The 23,644-nt window shown below is 65.0% G+C and carries 15 protein-coding genes; 12 read left to right on the forward strand and 3 right to left on the reverse strand.

Annotated elements, in window-relative coordinates; all coding sequences use genetic code 11:
- Nucleotides 1-8: 8 nt before the first annotated feature.
- From gnd to WN72_RS37970, 5 genes are read left to right on the forward strand one after another with little or no spacing between them, the layout of a single operon-like run.
- On the forward strand, nucleotides 9-1,007 hold the full coding sequence (gene gnd, locus WN72_RS37950; RefSeq protein ID WP_092212873.1) for a phosphogluconate dehydrogenase (NAD(+)-dependent, decarboxylating): 999 nt from the start codon (nucleotides 9-11) through the stop codon (nucleotides 1,005-1,007).
- Nucleotides 1,008-1,047: 40 nt separating this feature from the next.
- Nucleotides 1,048-2,559, forward strand: coding sequence for a glucose-6-phosphate dehydrogenase (gene zwf, locus WN72_RS37955; RefSeq protein WP_027560794.1), 1,512 nt, complete (start codon nucleotides 1,048-1,050; stop codon nucleotides 2,557-2,559).
- Complete coding sequence (pgl, locus tag WN72_RS37960; protein ID WP_167380625.1) at nucleotides 2,556-3,305, forward strand: 6-phosphogluconolactonase; 750 nt, start codon at nucleotides 2,556-2,558, stop codon at nucleotides 3,303-3,305. Before zwf ends, pgl begins: the two co-directional genes overlap by 4 nt.
- 22 nt (nucleotides 3,306-3,327) lie before the next feature.
- Nucleotides 3,328-3,828, forward strand: coding sequence for a gluconokinase (locus WN72_RS37965; RefSeq protein ID WP_430640357.1), 501 nt, complete (start codon nucleotides 3,328-3,330; stop codon nucleotides 3,826-3,828).
- Between the two features lie 14 nt (nucleotides 3,829-3,842).
- Complete coding sequence (locus tag WN72_RS37970; RefSeq protein ID WP_092212879.1) at nucleotides 3,843-4,655, forward strand: HAD family hydrolase; 813 nt, start codon at nucleotides 3,843-3,845, stop codon at nucleotides 4,653-4,655.
- A gap of 233 nt (nucleotides 4,656-4,888) precedes the next feature.
- Here the strand turns inward: WN72_RS37970 and WN72_RS37975 are convergent, their stop codons facing one another.
- Together WN72_RS37975 and malQ are read right to left on the reverse strand one after the other, a co-directional pair.
- Nucleotides 4,889-6,688 carry a glycoside hydrolase family 15 protein gene (locus WN72_RS37975; RefSeq protein ID WP_092212881.1) on the reverse strand — a complete coding sequence of 600 codons (1,800 nt, stop codon included), beginning with the start codon at nucleotides 6,686-6,688 and terminating at the stop codon, nucleotides 4,889-4,891.
- 29 nt (nucleotides 6,689-6,717) lie between these two features.
- Nucleotides 6,718-8,679 carry a 4-alpha-glucanotransferase gene (malQ, locus tag WN72_RS37980; RefSeq protein WP_092212883.1) on the reverse strand — a complete coding sequence of 654 codons (1,962 nt, stop codon included), beginning with the start codon at nucleotides 8,677-8,679 and terminating at the stop codon, nucleotides 6,718-6,720.
- 204 nt (nucleotides 8,680-8,883) lie between these two features.
- On the opposite strand from malQ, the gene WN72_RS37985 reads away from it, so the two are divergent.
- From WN72_RS37985 to treY, 6 genes are read left to right on the forward strand one after another with little or no spacing between them, the layout of a single operon-like run.
- Nucleotides 8,884-10,830 carry a maltotransferase domain-containing protein gene (locus WN72_RS37985; protein ID WP_092212885.1) on the forward strand — a complete coding sequence of 649 codons (1,947 nt, stop codon included), beginning with the start codon at nucleotides 8,884-8,886 and terminating at the stop codon, nucleotides 10,828-10,830.
- An 11-nt stretch (nucleotides 10,831-10,841) separates the two neighbouring features.
- Entirely contained in the window at nucleotides 10,842-14,135 is a 3,294-nt protein-coding gene (gene treS, locus WN72_RS37990) for a maltose alpha-D-glucosyltransferase (protein WP_027560801.1), read from the forward strand.
- Entirely contained in the window at nucleotides 14,128-16,266 is a 2,139-nt protein-coding gene (gene glgB, locus WN72_RS37995; protein WP_092212887.1) for a 1,4-alpha-glucan branching protein GlgB, read from the forward strand. The genes treS and glgB overlap by 8 nt, the downstream gene beginning before the upstream one ends.
- 3 nt (nucleotides 16,267-16,269) lie before the next feature.
- Complete coding sequence (glgX, locus tag WN72_RS38000) at nucleotides 16,270-18,348, forward strand: glycogen debranching protein GlgX (protein WP_092212889.1); 2,079 nt, start codon at nucleotides 16,270-16,272, stop codon at nucleotides 18,346-18,348.
- A complete protein-coding gene (treZ, locus tag WN72_RS38005) occupies nucleotides 18,345-20,099 on the forward strand; it encodes a malto-oligosyltrehalose trehalohydrolase (RefSeq protein WP_092212891.1) in 1,755 nt (584 codons plus the stop codon). Before glgX ends, treZ begins: the two co-directional genes overlap by 4 nt.
- 1 nt (nucleotide 20,100) lies before the next feature.
- Nucleotides 20,101-22,887, forward strand: a complete 2,787-nt coding sequence (gene treY, locus WN72_RS38010; RefSeq protein ID WP_092213095.1) for a malto-oligosyltrehalose synthase — start codon at nucleotides 20,101-20,103, stop codon at nucleotides 22,885-22,887.
- Nucleotides 22,888-22,890: 3 nt separating this feature from the next.
- Here the strand turns inward: treY and WN72_RS38015 are convergent, their stop codons facing one another.
- On the reverse strand, nucleotides 22,891-23,208 hold the full coding sequence (locus tag WN72_RS38015) for a polyhydroxyalkanoic acid system family protein (RefSeq protein WP_092212893.1): 318 nt from the start codon (nucleotides 23,206-23,208) through the stop codon (nucleotides 22,891-22,893).
- Between the two features lie 182 nt (nucleotides 23,209-23,390).
- Between WN72_RS38015 and WN72_RS38020 the strand changes: the two genes are divergently transcribed.
- Nucleotides 23,391-23,555, forward strand: a complete 165-nt coding sequence (locus WN72_RS38020) for a DUF3309 family protein (protein WP_018318514.1) — start codon at nucleotides 23,391-23,393, stop codon at nucleotides 23,553-23,555.
- The last annotated feature ends 89 nt before the right edge of the window (nucleotides 23,556-23,644 follow it).

Raw genomic sequence — 23,644 nt, forward strand, 5'->3', positions numbered from 1 at the left:
TCTCTCACATGCAACTCGGCATGATCGGCCTCGGCCGGATGGGCGGCAACATCGTTCGCCGCCTGATGCGCCACGGCCATACGACCGTGGTCTATGACAAGGACACCAAGGCCGTCGCCGGCCTTGCCGCAGACGGCGCGGTCGGCTCGGCCACGCTCGAAGAGTTCATCTCGAAACTCGAGCGGCCGCGCACGGCCTGGGTGATGCTGCCGGCCGGCCACATCACCGAGACGACGATCGAGACGATCGCCGGCGTTATGCAGGACGGCGACGTCATCATCGACGGTGGCAACACCTTCTGGCAGGACGACGTCCGCCGCGGCAAGGCGCTGAAGGCGCGCGGCATCCATTATGTCGACGTCGGGACCTCCGGCGGAGTCTGGGGCCTCGACCGCGGCTATTGCATGATGATCGGCGGCGAGAAGGCCGTGGTGGACCGGCTCGATCCGATCTTCGCCGCGCTCGCGCCCGGCGCCGGCGACATTCCGCGCACCGAAGGACGCGACGGGCGCGATCCCTGCATCGAGCAGGGCTACATCCATGCAGGTCCCGTCGGCGCCGGCCATTTCGTCAAGATGATCCACAACGGCATCGAATACGGCCTGATGCAGGCCTATGCCGAAGGGTTCGACATCCTCAAGAACGCCAACATCGACGCGCTGCCGGCGGATCATCGCTACGATTTCGATCTCGCCGACATCGCCGAGGTGTGGCGGCGCGGCAGCGTCATCCCGTCCTGGCTGCTCGACCTCACCTCCACCGCGCTCGCCGACAGCCCGCAGCTCTCGGAATATTCCGGCTTCGTGGAAGATTCCGGCGAAGGCCGCTGGACCGTGAATGCGGCGATCGACGAGGCCGTGCCGGCAGAGGTGCTGACCGCGGCGCTCTACACACGTTTCCGTTCCCGCAAGGAACACACCTTTGCCGAAAAAATTCTCTCCGCGATGCGTGCCGGTTTCGGCGGCCACAAGGAGCCGAAGCCGCCGGGCGCCGCGAAGCCCAAATAAGAGCTCAGGTCAGAAGCAACAAAGCGAAGGCCAACAATTCGTGACAAAAGACCCGAAAGCCAAGCGCAAACCGGAAAATTGCGCCTTCGTCATCTTCGGCGTCACCGGAGACCTCACCCATCGCCTGGTGATGCCGTCGCTCTACAATCTCGCCGCCGAGCACCTGCTGCCGGAAAAGTTCTGTGTCGTCGGCGTCGCCCGCAAGGGCCAGTCCGATGACGAGCTGCGCGACAGCCTGATGCAGGGCCTGCACAAGTTCGCGACGCGGCCCGTGGACGACGACATCGCCCGGAAGCTGCTGGAATGCGTGACCTTCGTCGAGGCCGACCCGAAGGACCCGCCCTCGTTCGACCGTTTGCGCGAGCATCTGGATTCGCTGGAATGCGCGCAGGACACCGGCGGCAACCGGCTGTTCTACCTCGCGACCCCGCCGGCCGCGTTCGCGCCGACCGCGCGCGAGCTTGGCCGCACCGGCATGATGAAAGAGAACGGCGCCTGGCGGCGGCTCGTCATCGAAAAGCCGTTCGGCACCGACCTCGCCTCGGCACGCGCGCTGAACGGCGAGCTGCTGAAGATCATGGACGAACACCAGATCTACCGGATCGATCATTATCTCGGCAAGGAGACGGTGCAGAACATCCTGGTGCTGCGCTTCGCCAACGGCATGTTCGAGCCGATCTGGAATCGCAATCATATCGACCACGTCCAGATCACGGTGGAGGAGAAGCTCGGCGTCGGCCATCGCGGCGGCTTCTACGACGCCACCGGCGCGCTGCGCGACATGGTGCCGAACCATCTGTTCCAGCTGATGTCGCTGGTGGCGATGGAGCCGCCGGCACGTTTCGATGCACATTCCGTGCGCTCGGAGAAGGCCGACGTGCTCACCGCGATCCAACAGCCGGACGAGGAAGAGGCCCTGAGAAGCTCGGTGCGCGCGCAATATCTCGCGGGACGCATCGGCGAGGACGAGATTCCGGACTATCGCAAGACCGAGGACGTCAAGCCTGGCAGCACCACCGAGACCTTCGTCGCGCTGAAGCTGATGATCGACAATTGGCGCTGGGCTGGCGTGCCGTTCTATTTGCGCACGGGCAAGGCGCTCGGCCACAAGCGCACGGAAGTCGCGATCAAGTTCAAGCAGGCGCCGCTGTCGATGTTCTCAGGCACGGACGTCGACCGCCTGTCGCAGAACTTCCTCACCATCGGCATCGCGCCGACCGAAACCATCGAGCTGCAGTTCAACGCCAAGATTCCGGGACCGAGCATCACCATCGACGGCGTCGAGATGAAGTTCAAGTACGGCGACTATTTCCGCGCCGATCCCTCGACCGGCTACGAGACGCTGATCTACGACTGCATGATCGGCGACAACATCCTGTTCCAGCGCGCCGACGGCGTCGAGGCCGGATGGCAGGCGGTGCAGCCGTTCCTGGATGCCTGGAAAAATGCCGGTACCAACGGCATCGAGACCTATCAGGCTGGCAGCGACGGCCCGAAATGCGCCGACGAGCTGCTTCGCCGCGACGGGCGCAGCTGGCGGAAATATTCGTGATGGCGGCCGGCCAGCCGGAGCTGATCGTCGCGCTAGACGCCGAGGCGCTGGCGCAAGCCGCAGCCGAACGGGTGATGGCGCGGATATCAGCCAATCCCTCGCGCATCGCGATCTGCCTCACCGGCGGCTCCAGCCCGAAGAAGCTCTATCAACTGCTCGGCAGCGACGAATGGCGCGGCAGGATTCCGTGGGATCGCGTGCACTGGTTCATCGGCGACGAGCGTTTTGTCCCCGAGAGCGATCCGCTCAACAACATGGCGGTCGCACGCGCCACCTTTCTCGATCGCAACGCGGCCGCTGGCCATGTTCATCCGATCCCGACCACGGCCGAAAATCCCGATGCGAGCGCCGCGGCCTATGCGCGCGAGCTGCAGGCCTTCTACGGCTCGGACCAGCTCGATCCGGCGCGGCCGCTGTTTGACATGGTCCTGATGGGCGCAGGGCCGGACGGCCACACCGCCTCGCTGTTTCCCGGTTATCCCGAGATCGAGGAGACCCGGCGCTGGGTCGTCGGCGTGCCCAAAGCCAATGTCGCGCCGTTCGTGCCGCGGGTCTCGCTCACTCTCCCCGTGCTGGCATCCTGCCGCGAGATGCTGTTCGAGATTGCCGGGCACGACAAGCAGCCGATCTTGACGCGCCTCCTCAATGGCGAGAATTTGCCGGCTGTACGCGCGTGCTCGAATCGTGAGACCGTCTGGCTGGTCGACAGGGCCGCGCTTCCGGAGGGAATTCGTGGGCCGCGTTGAAGCACCTTGTGCGTTGATCGTGATGGGCGTGTCGGGTTCGGGCAAGAGCACGGTGGCGGAGGCGCTCGGCGAGCGGCTCGGCTGGCGCTTCGAGGACGGCGACAGCTTTCACCCCGCCAGCAATGTCGAAAAGATGCGGGCCGGCCATCCCCTCACCGACGAGGACCGCTGGCCCTGGCTCAACGCCATCGCCGACGAGATCGCGCGGGTATGCGGCAAGGGCGGGCACGTCATCATCGCCTGCTCGGCGCTGAAGCACACCTACCGCGACGTGCTGCTGCGCGGACGCGATGACGTCCGCTTCGTGTTCCTGAGGGGCACGAAAGAGCTGATCGCTGAGCGGCTCGCGCAGCGCAAGGGCCACTTCATGCCGCCTGGATTGCTGACCAGCCAGTTCGATACGCTGGAGCCTCCGGAGGCTGGCGAGCACGTCGTCACTGTCTCGATCGACGAGACCGTCGAGGCGATCGTGGACGGCATCGTCCGGCAGCTGAAACTGGGCGGCGCGACGCTGAGGCCATAACCAAAGGTCCTGCCATGACGAAAATCTCTCTCGTTGTCTCCGACGTCGACGGCACGCTGCTGACCAAGGACAAGACGCTGACCGAGCGCGCAAAGAGCGCGGTGCAGCGGCTGCACCGGGCCGGCATCGGCTTCACCATCACCTCCAGCCGTCCCGCGATCGGCATGCGCTTCCTGATCGAGCCGCTGGCGCTGTGGCTGCCGGTCGGCCCGTTCAACGGCTCCTCGATCATCGATCCCGAGATGAGGCCGGTCGAGCAGCACCTGATTCCGGAGAGCGCGGCCGAACGGACCCTGAAAATCCTCCGCGAATTCGGCGCCGACATCTGGCTCTTCACCGCCGACAAATGGCTGATCGACAATCGCGACGGCAGCTACGTCGCGCATGAGCAGCACACCATCCGCGCCGATCCGACCATCGTGACGGATTTTTCGCCATACCTCGCCAGCGCCTGCAAGATCGTCGGCGCCAGCACCGATGCCGCCGGCCTCGAGCGGTGCGAGAAGGCGATGCAGGAGGCGCTCGGAGCCGAGGCGACCGCGGTGCGCTCGCAGACCTACTATCTCGACATCACCCCGCCCGGGTTCAACAAGGGCACGTTCGTGCAGGCCATGGCCAAGCGGCTCGGCATCTCGACCGAAGCGGTCGCCACCATCGGCGACATGCAGAACGACCTCGCGATGTTCCGCGTCTCCGGCACCTCGATCGCCATGGGCAACGCCACCGACAACGTCAAGGACCAAGCCACCCACGTCACCGCAACCAACGAGCAGGATGGTTTTGCCGAGGCGATGGAGATGGTCTTGAAGTGGAATGGGGTGGGGTGAGGCGGGCTGCCGGCTTGTTCACCTCTCCCGCTTGCGGGAGAGGCATAGGCCGCCTTCGGCGGCCGTCCACTTAACGCCGAGGCGCAGCCTCGGCTATGGCGTAGCGGCGGGTGAGGGTTCTCTCCTCTTGGGGGTTCTCGCCCAACGGAAACACCCTCTCCCGAGCCCTCCCCCGCGAGCGGGGGAGGGAGCGCACCTCCGCTCTGGTACCAATCAAGACTAAAGCACGGTCACTACTTCGACCGCTGCATCGCCGGCTTCTCGCTCTTTTGCCTCGCCGCCGACAGATTGTGCGCGGTGTTGATCAGCGCGATGTGGGTCAGGGCCTGCGGGAAATTGCCGGTCTGGCGGCGCGCGACGGAATCGTATTCCTCGGCCAATAGCCCGACGTCGTTCGCGAGCCCGGCGACGCGATCGAACAAGACCTGCGCCTTGTCGAGATCGCCCGACAGCACATAGGCGTCGGCGAGCCACAGGCTGCAGGCCAGGAACGCGCCCTCGATCGGCTGATGCTCATCGGAGACTTCGCGCGGATCGTGGCGCAGCACGAAGCCGTCGTGCATCAGGTGCTGTTCGACCGCGGCGATGGTGCCGCGGATGCGCGGGTCGTCGGCCGGCAGGAAGCCGACGCCGGGCAGCAGCAGCACGCTGGCATCGAGCAGCTTCGAGCCATAGGACTCGACAAAGGCATTCTCCCCCGCGTCGAAACCCCTGTTGCAGACGTCGCGATGAATGGCCTCGCGCAAGGCGCGCCAATGCAGCAGCGGCGCCTTGAAGCCAAAAGTCTCGGCGCTCTTAATGCCGCGGTCGAACGCGACCCAGGTCATCACCTTGGAGAAGACGTAATGCCGGGGCTGGCCGCGCCGCTCCCAGATGCCGTGATCGGGCTTGTCCCAGACCTCGGCGAGGTGATTGAGCACGTTGCATTCCAATGCCCAGCTCTCGTCGTCGAGCTTCAGCTTGGCCATGCGCGACTGGTGGAAGGCGTCGATCAGCTCGCCATAGACGTCGAGCTGCAGCTGTGCATGCGCGGCATTGCCGACGCGCACCGGCTGCGCGCCCTCGTAGCCGGCGAGCCAGCCCGCCTCCCATTCCAAGAGGCGCCGCTGACCCCAGATGCCGTACATGATCTGCATGTTCGCCGGCGCGCCGGCGGCGGCGCGCAGCAGCCAGTTGTGCCAGGCCGAGGCTTCCTCGGTGTAGCCCGAGTTCATCAACGCCAGCAGCGTGAAGGTGGCATCGCGCAGCCAGCAGAAGCGGTAATCCCAGTTCCTGCTGCCGCCGAGCTTCTCTGGCAGCGACGTCGTCGGCGCGGCGACGATGCCTCCGGTGGGAGCGAAGGTCAGCGTCTTCAGCGTGATCAGCGAGCGCAAGATCAGGTCGTGATAGGGCCCGTCGCGGGTGCAATGGCTGCACCAGTCCTTCCAGAACGCTTCGGTCTCTTCGAGCGCTTGCTCAGGGTCGATCGGCCCGGGCGGCTCGAGATGCGAGGGACCGTAGGTCAGCACAAAAGGTACGGTCTCGCCTTCCCTCACCTCGAAATCGGAGACCGTGGTGAGATCCTCGCCGCGGGTCTCGACTGGGGTGCGCAGCACCGTCATGTCCTGGCCGCAGATCGCGAGCAGCGAGTGGTCGATCCGCCGCACCCAGGGAATGTCGACACCGAAGCCGAAGCGGATCACGAGCTCCATCCGCATCTTCACCGTGCCGCTGATGCCACGCACCAGCCGGACGATGTCGGAGGCCTTGCCGCGCGGCGGCATGAAGTCGACCAGCGCGACGGTGCCGGACTTGGTCTCGAAGCGCGTCTCGAGGATGAGGGTGTCGCCGAGATAGCGGCGCGAGGTCTTGACGACGTCATCGGCTGGCGTGATCAGCCAGCGGCCGTTCTTGTTTGTCCCGAGGATCGCGGCGAAGCAGGCGTCGGAATCGAAGGCCGGCCAGCACAGCCAGTCGATCGAGCCGTTGCGCCCAACCAGCGCAGCGGTCTCGCAATCGCCGATCAGCGCATAGTCCTCGATCCTCTGAGACAATGTCGTTCGAGCCTGGAAACCCCGGCGGGTTAACGCCCGCCGGCCAATGAACGTTCCCGCGTTGCGGCCTTCAAAGCCGCGAGATCAACCTTAGCGGCGATCTCGTCGAGCGCAACGGGTAAGCGCTGGCGCCAGTTCGGATGCTCGTCGATCGTGCCGGGAATGTTGGGCTGGTCGATCACGCCGAGTAGATCCTCCATGGACACCGCGAGCAGCCGCGACGGCGTGCGCGACAGAAAGGCGAGCACCGAATAGAGGTCGTTGGCGTTGATGCCGTTCTGCCGCAAGATCTCGTCGAGCGCGCCGAGCGCGTCCCAGCGCGCCTGGTCGTCCTCGCCGGGATCGAGCCCGAGCGAGCGCTTCATCTTGAGGTCGCTGAACGAGCGCCAGCCCGCATAGGTGCAGAGGTCATGCGTGTTCAGCGTCACCAGGGCGTTCGGCCGGTAGTGGTCGATGTTGCGGAAATGGCCCGAATCGTCGCGCTCGAACATCATGACGAGGTAGGACCAGATGCCGAAATCCTGCATGGTCTCGCGGAAACCTTCCGGCACCGTGCCGAGATCCTCGCCGATCACGATGCATTTGTGGGCTGCGCTCTCGCGCACCACCGCGCCGAGCAGCGCCTCGAACGGCATCTGCACATAGGCGCCGTTGTCGGGCTTGAAGCCGCGCGGCACGAGATACAGCCGCTTCAAACCGAGCACGTGATCGAGCCTGATAGCACCGGCATGGCGCATCGACGCCGCCAGCATGTCGGCAAACGGCACAAAGGATTGGGCCTCCAGGCCGCCGGCGTTGAAGCCGGCAAGGCCCCAGTCCTGGCCGACGGTGTTGAGCACGTCGGGCGGCGCGCCGACGGCCAGATGGCGCGAGATCGCCATCTGCTCGTTCCAGGCATCGAAGCCGTTGGACTGCACGCCGACGGCGACGTCGAGATAGAGCCCGACGCGCATGCCAAGCTGGTTCGCCAGCTCCCTTGCGGCACGCAATTGGCTATCGGCGGTCCATTGCACGAATTCGACGAACTCGACCTCGCGTTTGTCGGGTCCTGTGCGCAAGCCCGCGCACTTCGTCTCATCCGGCTGCTGCCATTCCACCGGCCATTCCCACCACGGCCCCGTGAAGCGATGGCGCAGCACCTCGAAACAGGCAAAGCGCGACAATAGCGGCGCGCGTTCGGCGCGGAAGGTGTCGAACGCCTTCCGGCGCGGCTCGCTCGCGCTGGTCACGAAGCTGTTGAACGCGGCGCGCAAGGCCAACCATTTCAATGCCGCCATATCGGCGTAGGGCACGCGATCGCCCTGGCGGAGCCGCGCAGCGGTCGCAGCCGCATCGGGCACGAGATCGGCGGAAAATTCCGGGATCGCCTCGACGTCGATATAGAGCGGATTGAGGAACAGCCGGCTGTTCGGCGAATAGGGGCTGCAATCTGAGGGATGATCGTCAAACAGCACGTGCAACGGATTGAGCCCGACGCCGTCGGCTCCGAGCTGCTTTGCCAGCCGGAGGAGCCCGGCCAGATCGGTGAAGTCGCCGATGCCCCAATTGCGGTCCGAGCGGACGCTGTAGAGCTGCACGGCCAGCAGCCAGCCGCGGTCGAAATCGCCGCCGAAGGCGCGCTCGGGCGCCACGATCATCGGCACGTCTTCGCTCACGCCTTCGGCATCGGTGAGCGTCAGCCGGTGATAGCCGAGCGGCAGGCCCGCGGGCCAGGCGATCACGGGCTCGCGCGTCTCGCCTCGCGCGATGATTTTGTCCTTGCCGGTGATTTTCCATCTGAGCGGCGCCGCGCCTGATGTCGCCAATTCGGTGCGGGGATTGCCCAGGGCACGGACCACGACCGGCCCGGCGACGAAGCGGTAGACCCGCTTCTCCGGCAAGGCGTCGAGGATGGATTTGAGGGCCACGGGATCTGTGACCCGCAGCTTGCCGAGGGCATCGATAAATTCAGATTGAACGCCCTTGATCCGGGCTTGAGCTAAAAGATCCATTCGGCACGCAGCTTGCAGGCCATCGTCTGGCCGGTGGCATCGATTTTAACGAGGTCGCGGAAGAGGTTAGTCACGGGTAACTCGCAAACTGCGCTTGCCGTTCCCGAGGGAACCAATGACACACAAGCGGCTTTCTATAATGGTACCAAGCGTAGGTTCCCGACAAGGGAAACGGGCTCCTGCTTTCTTGTCAATGGCATCACCGTGAACAAGACAATTCAAACTGTCGAGAGTGCCGCTGCCGGCAGCGCTTTCCTCATCGAAAACGTCTACCCCTTGATCGACGGCGGCCGCTCCGCCGTGAAGCGGATTGCGCGCGAGCGCGTCGAGGTCTGGGCCGACATCTATCGCGGTGGCGATGCCGTGATATCAGCCGCGCTGATCTGGCGAGGAGAGCAGGACCGCGAATGGCGGAGCGAGCCGATGATCCATCACGGCAATGACCGCTGGTCCGGCGCGTTCACGCCCCTGGAGCCCGGTCAATATGCCTATGCGATCGAAACCTGGACCGACGAGTTCGCGACCTGGTCAAACGGTGTCACACGAAAACAGCGCACCGGCGCCGATGTCAGCCTCGATGCGGTCGAGGGCGCTGGCCTGCTGACCAAGGCGCATGGCGCAGGGCAGGACGCCGCAGCGGTCATCATCAGGCAGTGCGAGGACTATCTTGAGACCGGCAACGTCGCCCCGCTGCTTGCGGCCGAGCTCGGCAAGGCCATGGCCGAAAGCCAGTCGCGACCCGACCTGACCCGCTCGCCGCCCTTCCCGCTTGTCATCGACCGCGACAGAGCGCGCTTTGGCGCCTGGTACCAGATGATGCCGCGCAGCCAGAGCCGGATCCCCGGCCGGCACGGCACGCTGCGCGACTGCATCTCGCGCGTGCCCGATATCGCCGCGATGGGCTTCGACGTGCTCTATCTCACGCCGATCCACCCGATCGGGCGCACAAGCCGCAAGGGCCGCAACAATTCGCCGGTGGCGACCGAAGGCGAGCCGGGCTCGCCCTATGCGATCGGCTCAGCCGAAGGCGGGCACGATGCGCTGCATCCCGAGCTCGGCACCATCGAGGATTTCCGCGCGTTGGTCGCCACTTGCCTCGAATACGGCCTCGAGCTCGCGCTCGACTTCGCCGTGCAATGCTCGCCGGACCATCCCTGGCTGACGCGGCATCCGGAATGGTTCAAATGGCGGCCGGACCGCTCGGTGCGGACGGCCGATGGTCCCTATTCGGACATCGTCATCCCCGATTTCGCCTCGGTCGATCGGGTCGGGCTGTGGAACGCGTTCCGCGACGCCATGCTGTTCTGGATCGACCATGGCGTCACCATCTTCGCCATCGACAACCACGACACCGCGCCGCTGCCATTCTGGGACTGGCTGATCGGCGACATCCGCCGCCGGCACCCCGAGGTGATCCTGTTCTCCAAGACGTATACGAAGCCGAAGCTGATGAAGGGCCTTGCCAAGCTCGGCTTCGCGCAGTCCTTCACCTATTTCCCGTGGCGCACTTTGAGGTGGGAGCTGGAGCAATATCTTGGCGAGCTGACGCGCTATCCCGAGCGAGACTTCTATCGCCCGAACCTGTTCGTGAACACGCCTGACCTCTTGCCCTATCATCTGCAGAGCGGCGAGACCTGGGCCTTCAAATCGCGCGTCGCGCTGGCAGCGACGCTGTCGGGCAGCTTCGGCATCTACAGCGGTTTCGAGCTGCTCGAGCACGAGGCCGTGCCCGGCCGCGAAGAGTATCAGGATTCCGAGAAGTACCAGATCAGGCAGCGCGACTGGGACAGACCGGGCAACATCAAGGCTTACATCGCCGCGCTCAACCGCATCCGCAACGAGAACGCGGCGCTTCAGCAGACAGCAAGCCTGCGCTTCCTCGGCGCCGAGGACGGCGAGACCATCGCCTTCGCCAAGGAGGCGACTAACCCGGCCAACACGGTGATCGCGGTCATCGCTCTCTCGCGCCATGCGCGCGAATTCTGGTTGCCGCTCGGCGACCTCACCATCGACGTCGGCGGCGAACGCCGCCACGTCACCGCACTCGAAAATCTCCTCACCGGCGAACAATGCCGCATCGAATGGGGTGGGCTCAAATTGCGTATCGATCCCGACCGCGATCCGGCACTCTTGTTCCGCTGCCTGGCGTAAGGGGTCACGCCATGAACGTATTGTCTTCCGTCGACACCAAGAAGGCCGAGTCTGCCGAGATCGTGGACGAGCTCTGGTACAAGGACGCCATCATCTATCAGCTCCACGTCAAGGCCTTTGCCGACAGCAACAATGACGGCATCGGCGACTTCGCCGGGCTGACCGAGAAGCTGCCTTATCTGCAGGACCTCGGCGTCACCGCGCTGTGGCTGCTGCCGTTCTACCCCTCGCCCGGCCGCGACGACGGCTACGACATCGGCGACTACGGCTCGGTCAATCCCGATTTCGGGACGATGAAGGATTTCAAGCGCTTCATCCAGGAGGCGCAGAAGCGCGGCCTACGCGTCATCACCGAGCTCGTCGTCAACCACACCTCCGACCAGCACAAATGGTTCAAGCGCGCGCGCCGCAGCCATCCGGGCTCCAGCGCCCGCAACTGGTATGTCTGGAGCGATACCGACCAGAAATACCAGGGCACGCGCATCATCTTCACCGACACCGAGAAGTCGAACTGGACCTGGGATCCGGAGGCCGGCGCGTTCTATTGGCACCGCTTCTTCTCGCACCAGCCCGACCTCAATTTCGACAATCCGCGCGTCGTCAGCGCCATCATCCAGGTGATGAAGCGCTGGCTGGACGCCGGTGTCGACGGCTTCCGGCTCGACGCCATTCCCTATCTCTGCGAGCGCGAGGGCACCTCGAACGAGAACCTCCCGGAGACGCATGAGATCATCAAGCGCCTGCGCCAGGAGCTCGACGCGTACTCCAAGGGCAAGCTGCTGCTGGCCGAGGCCAATCAATGGCCGGAGGACGTGCAGGAATATTTCGGCCGTGGCGACGAGTGCCACATGGCCTACCATTTCCCGCTGATGCCGCGCATCTACATGGCCATCGCGCAGGAGGACCGCTTCCCGATCACCGACATCCTGCGCCAGACGCCTGATATCCCGGCGAGCTGCCAATGGGCGCTGTTCCTGCGCAATCATGACGAGCTGACGCTGGAGATGGTCACCGACGTCGAGCGCGACTATCTCTGGACCACCTATGCCAACGATCCCCGCGCGCGCATCAATGTCGGCATCCGCCGGCGCCTTGCGCCGCTGATGGACAACGACCGCCGCAAGATCGAGCTGATGAACTCGCTGCTGCTGTCCTTCCCGGGCACGCCGATCATCTATTATGGCGACGAGATCGGGATGGGCGACAACATCTATCTCGGCGATCGCAACGGCGTGCGCACGCCGATGCAATGGAGCCCGGATCGCAATGGCGGCTTCTCGCGCTGCGATCCCGCCCGGCTCTACGCCCCGCTGATCATGGACCCCGTATACGGCTATGAATCGGTGAACGTGGAGGCGCAGTCGCGCAGCCTGTCCTCGCTGCTCAGCGCCACCAAGCGCCTGATCTCCGTGCGCAAGTCGACGCTCGCCTTCGGCCGCGGCACCATGACCTTCATCCGCCCGGCCAACCGCGCGGTGCTGGCCTATGTCCGGCAATATCGCGACGAAGTGATCCTCTGCGTCGCCAATCTGTCGCGCGCGGCCCAGGCGACCGAGCTCGACCTGTCGCCGTGGAAGGACCGCATCCCGCAGGAGATGCTGGGACGCACGCGCTTCCCCCCGATCGGCGAATTACCCTACATGATCACGCTGGGGCCCTACGGCTTCTACTGGTTCCAGCTTCAGGAGCGCGACAAGTCCGAACCGGTGACGCCGCGCGCGGTGCCGGAGTTCGAGACGCTGGTGGTGCCGGTGAATTCGAACTGGGTTTCTCTCGCCCGCGAGCGCGGCGTGTTCGAACGCGACGTGCTGCCGGGCTTCCTGTCGCGGACACGCTGGTATCCCGATCACAATCCCAAGCAGATCAAGGCCACGCTCACCTCGGCGGTGCCGTTCAGCGACATCGGGGACAACAGACCCTGGATCGCGTTCTTCGAGACGACGCGGGACGACGTCACCACGCGCTACGTGATGCCGATGCAGATCGAGTGGGTGCGCTTCGACCGCGAACGCTTCAACCCGAAGGCGCTCGCCGCCGTGCGCCAGGGCGCGCGCGAAGGCACACTGCTTGACGTTGCGACTGAGCAGATCTTCATCGGGCTTTTCCTGCGCGGTCTGTCGCAAAACCTGGTGGTGGACGAGAACAATCTGCGGCTGGAGTTCAAGGCCACCAGCCGGTTCGCCGATTACACCATCAAGGAGCCGCAGCGCATCCGCACGATCGAGCAGTCGAACAGCACTGCGCTGGTCGACAACCAATATGTTGCCAAGATCTACCGCCGGCTCCAAAGCGGGACCAGTCCCGAGATCGAGATCGGCCACTACCTCACGGAAGTGGCTCGCTTCGCCAATGCGCCGGCACTGCTCGGCAGCGTCGAGCTGATCGAGGGCGATCACCGCAGCGCGCTCGGGGTGCTGCATGCCTATGTCGAGAACCAGGGCGACGGCTGGACGGTGACCACGGGCTATCTCGACCGCTATATCGACGAGCAGCGCGTGCTGCCGCCAGGGGAAACGCAGCGTGAGACCCAGGAGCAGGCGCCCTATCTGCACTTCATGGCCCAGATCGGCCGGCGGCTCGGCGAGCTGCATGTCGCGCTGGCCGCGGCTACCCCGCCCGATCTCGCCCCGGAGCCGATCGGCTCCGCACAGATCAAGCGCTGGGTCTCCGATCTCAAGGCGCGTGCCGAGCAGGTGTTCGAGCGCCTCACTGAGAGCCGTGACGGCCTGCGGGAGGCGGACCGGCCGCTGATCGACCGGATCATCGCGGCACGCAACACCCTGCCCGACCGGCTCAATGCGCTATTGCGTTCCGGGATCGGCGGGTTGAACATCCGTCATCATGGCGACTTCCGCCTCGGGCAAATTCTGATCGTGAAGGATGACATCTTCATCATCGATTTCGACGGCGATCCGCGTCTGCCGCTGGCCGACAAGTGGCGCAAGCTGCCTGCCGCGCGCGACGTCGCCGGCCTGATCCGCTCGATCGATCTTTCGGTTAACGCAGCCCTTGGCCGCGCGCGCACGGGCCCGTCCGACGAGCAGGACCGGCTCGCCGCTGCGCTCGACGAATGGCGCGAGCGTGCGACCGCGACGTTCCTCACTGCCTATGACGAAGCCATGACGGATCGCCGGCTCTGGCCAGACGATGCGCAAGCCTCGGAAGGCCTGTTAAGGTTTTTCCTGCTTGATGAAGCGTTCGACGAAGTAGAGTACGAGCTGTCCCACCGGCCCGAGGGGCTCCATGCGCCGCTGACCGGACTGCTTCGCATTCTGTCCAGTACCGAGAGCGAAGCCCATGCCTAAGCTGCCTGCCGAAGCCTACGCCATCATCGAGGGCCGTCACTCCGACCCCTTCCACTATCTCGGGCTGCATCCCGAGGGTGGCAAAAGCGTGGTGCGCGCGTTTCTGCCCGAAGCCTCCAATGTCGAGGCGGTCGGCGAGCATGGCGAGGTCGCAGCCCTCGACCGTGTCCACGCTGCCGGCTTGTTCATCGGCGCGCTGCCCAATGGCTCGAAGCACTATCAGCTGCGCGCAAAATTCGGCGACAGCGTCGTCGAGTTCGAGGACGCTTACCGCTTTCCGCCGATCCTGACCGATTTCGATCTCTATTTGCTCGGCGAAGGCACCCATCAGCGCCTCTACGACAAGCTCGGCGCGCATCCGATGCGGCTCGAAGGCATCGACGGCATCGGCTTCGTGGTGCTGGCGCCGAATGCGCGGCGCGTGTCCGTGGTCGGCGATTTCAATTTCTGGGACGGGCGGCGCCATCCGATGCGGGTGCGCGGCGCCGGCTATTGGGAATTGTTCATTCCGCACGCCAAGAGTGGCGATCACTACAAGTTCGAGATCATCGGCCCGCACGGCCATCTGCTGCCGCTGAAATCCGATCCGCTGGCCTTTGCGAGCGAGGTGCGGCCAAAGACAGCCTCGATCGTGTTCGACGAGGCGCATCTGCCTCGGCCGCGCCCGGCGCCCGACGGCATCAACGCGCTGTCGGCGCCGATGTCGATCTACGAGGTCCATCTCGGCTCGTGGCGGCGCAAGAACGGCAATGAATGGCTGACCTATCGCGAGCTCGCCGAGCAGCTGCCGGCCTATGCCCGCGACATGGGCTTCACCCATCTCGAATTCCTTCCCGTGAGCGAGCACCCGTTCGACGGCTCGTGGGGCTATCAGCCGACCGGACTTTATGCGCCGACCAGCCGCTTCGGCTCGCCGGACGATTTCGCCGCCCTCATCGATACCTGCCACCGTGAAGGCATCGGCGTGCTGCTCGACTGGGTGCCCGGGCATTTCCCCGATGATCCTCACGGTCTCGGCAGCTTCGACGGCACCGCACTCTACGAGCACGCCAATCCGCTCCAGGGCCGCCATTTGGACTGGGGCACGCTGATCTACAATTACGGCCGCACCGAAGTGACGAACTTCCTGGTGTCGAACGCGCTGTTCTGGCTGGAGCGCTACGCGATCGACGGCCTGCGCGTCGACGCGGTCGCCTCCATGCTCTATCTCGACTATAGCCGCCCGCCCGGCGCCTGGATTCCCAACCAGTATGGCGGCCGGGAGAACATCGAGGCGATCAACTTCCTGCGCCGCTTCAACACCGAACTGTTCGCGCGCTTCCCGCAGGCCACCACGGCGGCGGAAGAATCCACGGCATGGCCGCAGGTCTCGCGCCCGGTCGAGTTCGGCGGGCTCGGCTTCGGCTACAAGTGGAACATGGGCTGGATGCACGACACGCTGAATTACATCAGCAAGGACCCGGTCCACCGCAAGCACCATCACGGCGAGATCCTGTTCGGCCTGCACTACGCCTTCTCGGAGAACTTCATCCTGCCGCTGTCGCATGACGAGGTCGTGCACGGCAAGCGCTCGATCCTCGGCCGCATGCCCGGCGACGAATGGCAGCGCTTTGCGAACTTGCGCGCCTACTACAGCTTCATGTTCGGCCATCCCGGCAAGAAGCTGCTGTTCATGGGCGCCGAGATCGCGCAGAGCCGCGAATGGAATCACGACCAGTCGCTCGACTGGCACCTGCTCGAATACAAATACCACTCCGGCATCCAGGCCCTGATCCGCGACCTCAACCGGCTCTATCGCGCCGTGCCGGCGCTGCACCAGATGGATTGCGACCAGGCCGGCTTCGAATGGCTGATCACCGACGACGCCAACCGCAACGTGTTCGCCTGGCTGCGCAAGGGCTTTGACGAGCAGGCGCGCTGTCTCGTCATCGTCAACTTCTCCCCCAACGTCTATCGCAACTATCGCGTGCGCGTGCCCTTTGCCGGCAAGTGGAAGGAAGTGTTCAATTCGGACTCCGCCCATTATGGCGGCGGCGACGTTGGGAACATCGGCGAGGTCCAGGCCGTTGACGGCGAGCTTCGCCTCACCGTTCCGCCATTGGGCGCGATCTTCCTCGTTCCGGAAAGCTGACCCATGCGCCTCACCGCCGGATCGCCCGCACGCCTCGGCGCAAGCTGGGACGGGCGTGGCACCAATTTCGCGCTGTTCTCCGCCAACGCACAGAAGGTCGAGCTCTGCCTGTTCGACACGCAAGGACGGCGTGAGCTCGAGCGCATCGAATTGCCTGAACGCACCGAGGACGTCTGGCACGCCTATCTCAACGACGTCTCGCCGGGGCAGCTCTACGGCTACCGCGTGCACGGACCCTATGAGCCCGAGCACGGCCACAGATTCAACGCCAACAAGCTGCTGCTCGATCCCTATGCCAAGCGGCTCTCGGGGCGGCTGGTCTGGAGCGATGCGCATTTCGCCTATCGCACCGGCTCGCCGCGCGAGGACCTCTCGTTCGACCGGCGCGACAATGCGCGCGGCATGCCCAAGGCGGTCGTGGTCGACGAGACCTTCAACTGGGGCCGCCGCGAGATCCGGCCCCACATCCCCTGGGAAGACACCATCATCTACGAGGCCCACGTCAAGGGCCTGACGCAGAAGCGCGATGACGTCCCGCCAAATCTGCGCGGCACCTATGGCGGGCTGTCGTCGCCCGCCATGATCGAGCATCTGAAGAAGCTCGGCGTCACCACGATCGAGCTTTTGCCGATCCACAGCTTCGTCGACGACCGCATTTTGGTGGAGAAGAAGCTCGCCAATTACTGGGGTTACAACACGCTGTCGTTCTTCGCGCCGGAACCGCGCTACGCCCAGGACAACGCGCTCGATTCCTTCCGCACCACGGTGGCGCGGCTGCACGATGCCGGCATCGAGGTGATGCTCGACGTCGTCTACAACCACACCGCCGAAGGCAATCATCTCGGCCCGACGCTGTGCTATCGCGGCATCGACAACGCCTCCTATTACTGGCTGAACCGCGAGAACCCGCGCTATTACGACGACTTCACCGGTTGCGGCTCGTCGGTGAACCTCACCCATCCGCGCGTGCTGCAGATGGTGATGGATTCGCTGCGCTACTGGGTCGAGGTCTGCCATGTCGACGGCTTCCGCTTCGACCTCGCCACCACGCTCGCGCGCGGGCCGAACGGTTATGACCGCGGCAGCTCGTTGCTGACCGCGATCCGGCAGGATCCGGTGCTGGCGAACGTGAAGCTGGTCGCCGAGCCCTGGGACCTCGGCCTCGGCGGCTATCAGGTCGGCGCGTTCCCGTCGCAATGGTCGGAGTGGAATGATCGCTACCGCAGCGCCATGCGCCGCTACTGGAGCGGCGAAGGCAACCTGATCGGCGATATCTCCAGCCGCATGACAGCATCATCCGACCTGTTCAACCATGACGGACGGCGGCCGCGCGCCAGCATCAATCACATCACCGTGCATGACGGTTTCACGCTCGCCGACCTCTTCAGCTACAACGAGAAGCACAACGAGGCCAATGGCGAGGACAATCGCGACGGCTCCAACGACAACCACAGCAACAATTGCGGTGTCGAGGGCCCGACCGACGATCCGCAAATCCTCGGCCTGCGGCGGCAGCTGCGCAAGAACGTGCTGGCCTGCCTGATGCTGGCGCAGGGCATTCCGCTGCTGCTGGCCGGCGACGAGGTCGGTAATTCGCAATCTGGCAACAACAACGCCTATTGCCAGGACAATGAGGTCGGCTGGGTCGGCTGGGACAATCTCGGCAAGGACGGCGAGGACATGGTCGATTTCGTCGGCCAGCTCGCCGGCATTCGCCAGAGATTCTCGCAGCTTCGCAGTCATCGCTGGCTCGACGGCCGCCTCGCCGACGGCGCTTCCTATGGCGCGCTGTGGCTGACGCCGGCCGGCGACGAAATGACGGAAAGCGACTGGAAATTCCCGGAAGGGCGGTTCCTCTCTTATGTGATGGGCCCCGTGGAACCGGGCGCGGCCGCGATCTTTATCGTTCTGAACGCCGCCCCCGAAGAGATCGTATTCAAATTGCCCGAGATCGACGAATACAAGAGCTGGCAGCAGATCCTGAACACGACGGATGCCAAGCTGAACAGCATTGATTTCCTACCCGGTAGCGACAGCAAGGCGCCGCCGCGCTCCGTGCTCGCCTTCGCGGGGGCGCCATGAGGCCATCTTTCGGGGCGAGGCCGACGAAAGACGGCGTGTCGTTCCGCCTGTGGGCGCCCGGTGCGCGCCGGGTCGATCTGCTGCTCGAGCGACGGCACGCGATGCAGCGACGGCAGGACGGCTGGTATGTCGCGGACATTGACGGTCTTGCCGTCGGCACTCCCTACAAGTTCAGGATCGACGACGAGATCGACGTGCCCGATCCGGCCTCGGCCTTCCAGCCCGAGGATGTGTTCGGCCCGAGCGAGGTGATCGACCACGACGCCTTTACATGGCGCGCGCGCGACTGGCGCGGCCATCCCTGGGAAGAGGCGGTGCTGATCGAGACCCATGTCGGCACCTTCACCGCGGAAGGCACCTACCGCGCCATGATCGACAAGCTCGATCATCTCGTCGCCACCGGCATCACCGCGCTGGAGCTGATGCCGCTCGCCGATTTCGCCGGCCGCCGCGGCTGGGGCTATGACGGCGTGCTCTGGTATGCGCCCGACAGCGCCTATGGCCGGCCCGAGGATCTGAAGGCGCTGATCGACGAGGCGCATCTGCGCGGGCTGATGGTGTTCCTCGACGTCGTCTACAATCATTTCGGCCCCGAGGGGAATTACCTCGGCCGCTACGCACCTAGCTTCTTCACCGACGCGCATACGCCCTGGGGCAGCGCGATCGATTATCGCGTGCCGCAGGTGCGCGCATTCGCGGTCGAGAACGCGCTGTCCTGGCTCAGCGACTACCGCTTTGACGGCTTGCGGCTGGATGCCGCCAATCACATCATGGCGGTGCCCGGCGAACAGTCGATGCTGCAAGACCTCAGCGCCGCCGCCGGCGAGCTCGCCAAGGCGACGGGGCGGCACATCCACCTCGTGCTGGAGAACGGCGACAATCGCGCCAGCCTGCTCGACGCCGCGCAGGAGCCGCCGAACGGCAAATATCGCGGGCAGTGGAACGACGATTATCACCACGTCTGGCACGTGATGCTGACCGGTGAGCTCAACGGCTATTATGGCGACTACCAGACCCCGCGCATGGACCTTGCGCGCGCGCTGGCGTCGGGCTTCGTCTATCAGGGCGAGATCTCGGAATTCTGGGGCAAGAAGCCGCGCGGCGAGCCAAGCGGCGAACTGCCGCCCGCAACCTTCGTCAACTTCCTGCAAAACCACGACCAGATTGGCAACCGTCCGTTCGGCGACCGGCTCGAGAGTCTGGCCTCGCCGCAGCAGATCGAAGCCGCGCTCGCGGTGACCTTGCTGGCGCCGATGGTGCCGATGCTGTTTCAGGGCGAGGAATGGGGCTCGACCGTGCCGTTCCCATTCTTCTGCGACTTCAAGGGCGGCCTTGCCGACGCCGTGCGCAAGGGGCGCAAGCAGGAATATGCCTGGGCCTACGAGAAATACGGCGACGAGGTGCCGGACCCGCTCGATCCGGCCACGCTGCAATCGGCGGTGCTTGACTGGACCGGCCGCACGCCGGAGCAGGACAAGCGGCTCGTGCTGGTCAGGGAGCTGCTCATCCTACGCCGCAAGGAGATCGCGCCGCGGCTGAAGGGGGCGAGCTTCGGCGATGCCGAGGCGGCCGACAATGGCCTGCTCACTGCTCATTGGCGCATGGGCGACGGCACGACGTTGCGTCTCGTCGCCAATCTGTCGGACCGGGACATCGCGCACTCGGACAGCAATGCCGGCACGCCGATCTGGGGCAATGCTGCCGGCGACCGGCTCCCGCCCTGGTCGGTGGTCTGGCGCCTCGGAGGTTGACATGCCTCCCGCCATTCCGCTTGCGACCTACCGGCTTCAGCTCACCGCGGATTTTGACTTCGACAAGGCCGCCGCTGTCGTGCCTTACCTGAAGGCGCTGGGGATCACGCATCTGTACGCTTCGCCGGTGATGAAGGCACGCAAGGGCTCCACCCATGGCTATGACACCGTCGACCACAGCCAGTTCAATCCCGAGCTTGGCGGCGAAGCCGGCTTTGCGCGGCTGAGCGAGGCGCTGAAGCAGCACGACCTCGGCCTCATCATCGATTTCGTGCCCAACCATGTCGGCGTGCATTTCGCCGACAATCCCTGGTGGCTGGACGTGCTGGAATGGGGCCAGGCCTCGCCGCACGCGGTGTCCTTCGACATCGACTGGGATCAATTGGCCTACCGCGCCCGCGGCGGCGTGCTGCTGCCGATCCTCGGCGCGTCCTATGGCGAGGCGCTGGAGCGCGGCGAGATCGAGCTGCGCTACGATCCCGACGAGGGCAGCTTTTCCGCCTGGTATTTCGAGCATCGTCTGCCGATCGCGCCGGAGCGCTATGGCGAGATGCTGCGCGTCATCGTGAAGGAGGCGGACGCCGCCGAGACGGAGGCCGGCACGCGCCTGCTGTCGCTCGCCGCGCGCTACACCGGGCTGCGCCGGCCAAACCGCAAGGAAGCGCCGGCCTTCAAGGCGGAGCTGAAGGAGGTCGATGGTGCGGCCGACATCATCCATCGCGGGCTTGCCGCCTATCGTGCCGCCAAGGATCGTCCTGCGCAGACGCTGGCGCTGCATCATCTCCTGGAGCGCCAGCATTACAAGCTCGGGCACTGGCGGCTTGCCTCCAGCGACATCAACTATCGCCGCTTCTTCGACGTCAACGGGCTCGCGGGCCTGCGCGTCGAAGACCCCGGCACGTTTGCCGCCACGCACCGCCTGGTGAAGCAGCTCGTTGCCGAGGGCAAGCTGCAAGGCATCCGCCTCGATCACATCGACGGCCTGCGCGATCCCGCGCAATATTGCCAGCGGCTGCGCCGGCTGGTGCGCGATGCGCAAGGCAACACCAAGCCGTTCTACACCGTGATCGAGAAGATCCTGTGCGAGCACGAGAAGCTGCCGCACTTCGCCGGCGTGCAGGGCACGACCGGCTATGAGTGGATGAACGCGATCACTCATGTCCTGGTCGATGCCAAGGGGCTGGAGGCGCTGGACGAGACCTGGCGGCAGATCAGCAACCGGCCGCCGCGGCTTGCACCTTATGTCAAGGACGCCAAGCGGCGCGTGCTGGAGACCCTGCTGACCTCCGAATTCACTGTGCTGACGCGCCTGCTCGCGCGCATCGCCAACGGCCACTACTCGACCCGCGACTTCTCAGCCGACAGCCTGCGGCAGGCGCTCGAGCTCTATGTGCTGCATTTCCCGGTCTATCGAACATATCTCACCCATAGCGGGCCGACCACGCTCGACCGCAAGCTGATCGACGACACCATCGAGCGCGCGCGCGCCGAATGGTTCGCCGCCGACGAGGGCATCTTCGACTTCCTGCGCGACGCGCTGACCATGGACCTGCTCAAGCCCGGCCGGCCGCCGCACAGCGCCCCGCGCGTGCGCCGCTTCGCGCTGAAGGTGCAGCAGTTCACCGGGCCGATGATGGCAAAATCACTGGAGGACACCGCGTTCTACCAGTTCCACCGTCTGCTCGCGCTGAACGAGGTCGGCGGCGATCCCGCCAGCCACGGCCTCACCATTGTCGCCTTCCACGAGGCCATGCGGGCCCGAGCCAGGGAGTGGCCGCAGGGGATGACGGCGACGGCGACCCACGATACCAAGCGCGGCGAGGATGCCCGCGCGCGAATCGCGGCGCTCAGCGAGATCCCGGGCGAATGGACCAGCGCGGTGTCGCGCTGGAAGGTGCTCAACGCGCCGCACCTTGCACTCCACGGCAATCTGCGCGCGCCGTCGGCGACGATCGAATACATGCTCTACCAGACCCTGCTCAGCGCCTGGCCGCTCGAAGGACCGGCCGATGCCGGCTTCATCGAGCGCATCCAGGCCTACGCGCTGAAGGCCGCGCGCGAGGGCAAGGAGGAGACCAGCTGGCTCAATCCGCATGAGGCCTATGAGAACGGCATTCAAAGCTTCATCGCAAAAATCCTCGACCCCGAGCTGTCAGGCGAATTTTTGGAGGCGCTGCAAACCCTCGCCCGCCGCGTTGCGCTGCTTGGCGCGCTCAACGGGCTGAGCCAGCTCACGCTCAAGGCGACGTTGCCGGGCGTGCCCGACTTCTATCAGGGCACCGAATTCTGGGACCTCTCGCTGGTCGATCCCGACAACCGCCGTCCCGTGGATTTTTCCGCGCGGCACGCCGCGCTGGGCGGGCTCGACACTCCGGACTGGCGCGGCCTGATCAAGAGCTGGCCGGACGGTCGGCTCAAGCTGGCCTGGACGCGGCACCTGCTCAAGCTGCGCAACGAGTTCGGCGAGGTCTTCGCGCAGGGCGACTATCAGCCGCTGGAGGTGCGCGGTACGCACGCAGATCATGTCATCGCGTTTGCCCGGCGCTACGGCCGCGCCGCGGTGATCGTCGTGGTCGGCCGTCAGTTCGCTGCCTTCACGCGGGTCGGCCGGGAGTGGCCCGCATTCGAAACGCTTGACGCAATCGTGGACATTGACAGCTACACAGTGCCCGGCCTTGCCGGCAATGAATTGCCACTCGCGCAGGCTTTCCGCGATTTTCCCGCATCTGTCATCGTGGCCAGCGCAGCGAGCGCCATCAGGCCGGCGCGACAGCGCATGCGCGCCTGAAGCTCATTTCCCGCCGTCCTTGGTCAGCAGCAGCTGCCCGCGCTTCTTGATCGCCGTCTGCGCCATCTCGGCGAAGCGCTGCAGCAGCCACGGCAACACCACCTCGACCTTCACATGATCGTCGGCCACGTCGACCTGCCCGCTCGCGATCTGCCCGAGCGCGCGGATGCGGAAATTCATAGTGTCGCCGCTCCAGCGCTCCTCCTCGACCTGCATCACGGGAATGCTCGCGGCCGCGCGTCCAAGGCCGCTCTTGAGCCGGCGCACCGCCTCCTCGCGGCCGAGACGATGCGGAATGGAAACGACAAGCGGTGCTGACATGGCCCTGCCCTGTGCTGACTGATCTCACTTAGTCATGCCGGCCGAACCAACAAAGGTTCCATGCAAGATGATGGTCCGGCCGTGTTTCAATGTGGGAACTATAAAACCTGCGGCAAGTTGCCATTCGCACAACGGGACAGGTTGCAAACGACCCTTTCAATAAAGGGCTGGAGGAGACTCGCATGTCTATCGGTACGATCATTCTGATCATTCTTGTCATCGCCCTGCTCGGCGGCTTCAGCGGCATCGGCGGCGGGCCGTTCTACGGCACCGGCTATTACGGCGGCGGCGGCCTCGGGCTCGTCATCGTCATCCTGCTGATCCTGCTCCTGATGGGGCGGATCTAGCCGCACGTACGATCTCGTAGGGTGGGCAGAGGCGCTCTTGCGCCGTGCCCACCTTCTTTATCTTAACGAGAGAAATCGTGGGCACGCTT

Origin of the sequence: Bradyrhizobium arachidis, from assembly GCF_015291705.1 — a bacterium.
GTDB classification, from domain to species: Bacteria; Pseudomonadota; Alphaproteobacteria; order Rhizobiales; family Xanthobacteraceae; genus Bradyrhizobium; species Bradyrhizobium arachidis.

What these genes read in the sequence shown, in the direction of transcription:
- WN72_RS37965 (WP_430640357.1), top strand. Translation starts at nt 3,328, where the DNA reads ATGGGCGTGTCGGGTTCGGGCAAGAGCACGGTGGCGGAGGCGCTCGGC.
- WN72_RS38020 (WP_018318514.1), top strand. Translation starts at nt 23,391, where the DNA reads ATGTCTATCGGTACGATCATTCTGATCATTCTTGTCATCGCCCTGCTC.
- WN72_RS37970 (WP_092212879.1), top strand. Translation starts at nt 3,843, where the DNA reads ATGACGAAAATCTCTCTCGTTGTCTCCGACGTCGACGGCACGCTGCTG.
- treY (WP_092213095.1), top strand. Translation starts at nt 20,101, where the DNA reads ATGCCTCCCGCCATTCCGCTTGCGACCTACCGGCTTCAGCTCACCGCG.
- malQ (WP_092212883.1), bottom strand. Translation starts at nt 8,679, where the DNA reads ATGGATCTTTTAGCTCAAGCCCGGATCAAGGGCGTTCAATCTGAATTT.
- treZ (WP_092212891.1), top strand. Translation starts at nt 18,345, where the DNA reads ATGAGGCCATCTTTCGGGGCGAGGCCGACGAAAGACGGCGTGTCGTTC.
- glgB (WP_092212887.1), top strand. Translation starts at nt 14,128, where the DNA reads ATGCCTAAGCTGCCTGCCGAAGCCTACGCCATCATCGAGGGCCGTCAC.
- glgX (WP_092212889.1), top strand. Translation starts at nt 16,270, where the DNA reads ATGCGCCTCACCGCCGGATCGCCCGCACGCCTCGGCGCAAGCTGGGAC.
- WN72_RS38015 (WP_092212893.1), bottom strand. Translation starts at nt 23,208, where the DNA reads ATGTCAGCACCGCTTGTCGTTTCCATTCCGCATCGTCTCGGCCGCGAG.
- gnd (WP_092212873.1), top strand. Translation starts at nt 9, where the DNA reads ATGCAACTCGGCATGATCGGCCTCGGCCGGATGGGCGGCAACATCGTT.
- treS (WP_027560801.1), top strand. Translation starts at nt 10,842, where the DNA reads ATGAACGTATTGTCTTCCGTCGACACCAAGAAGGCCGAGTCTGCCGAG.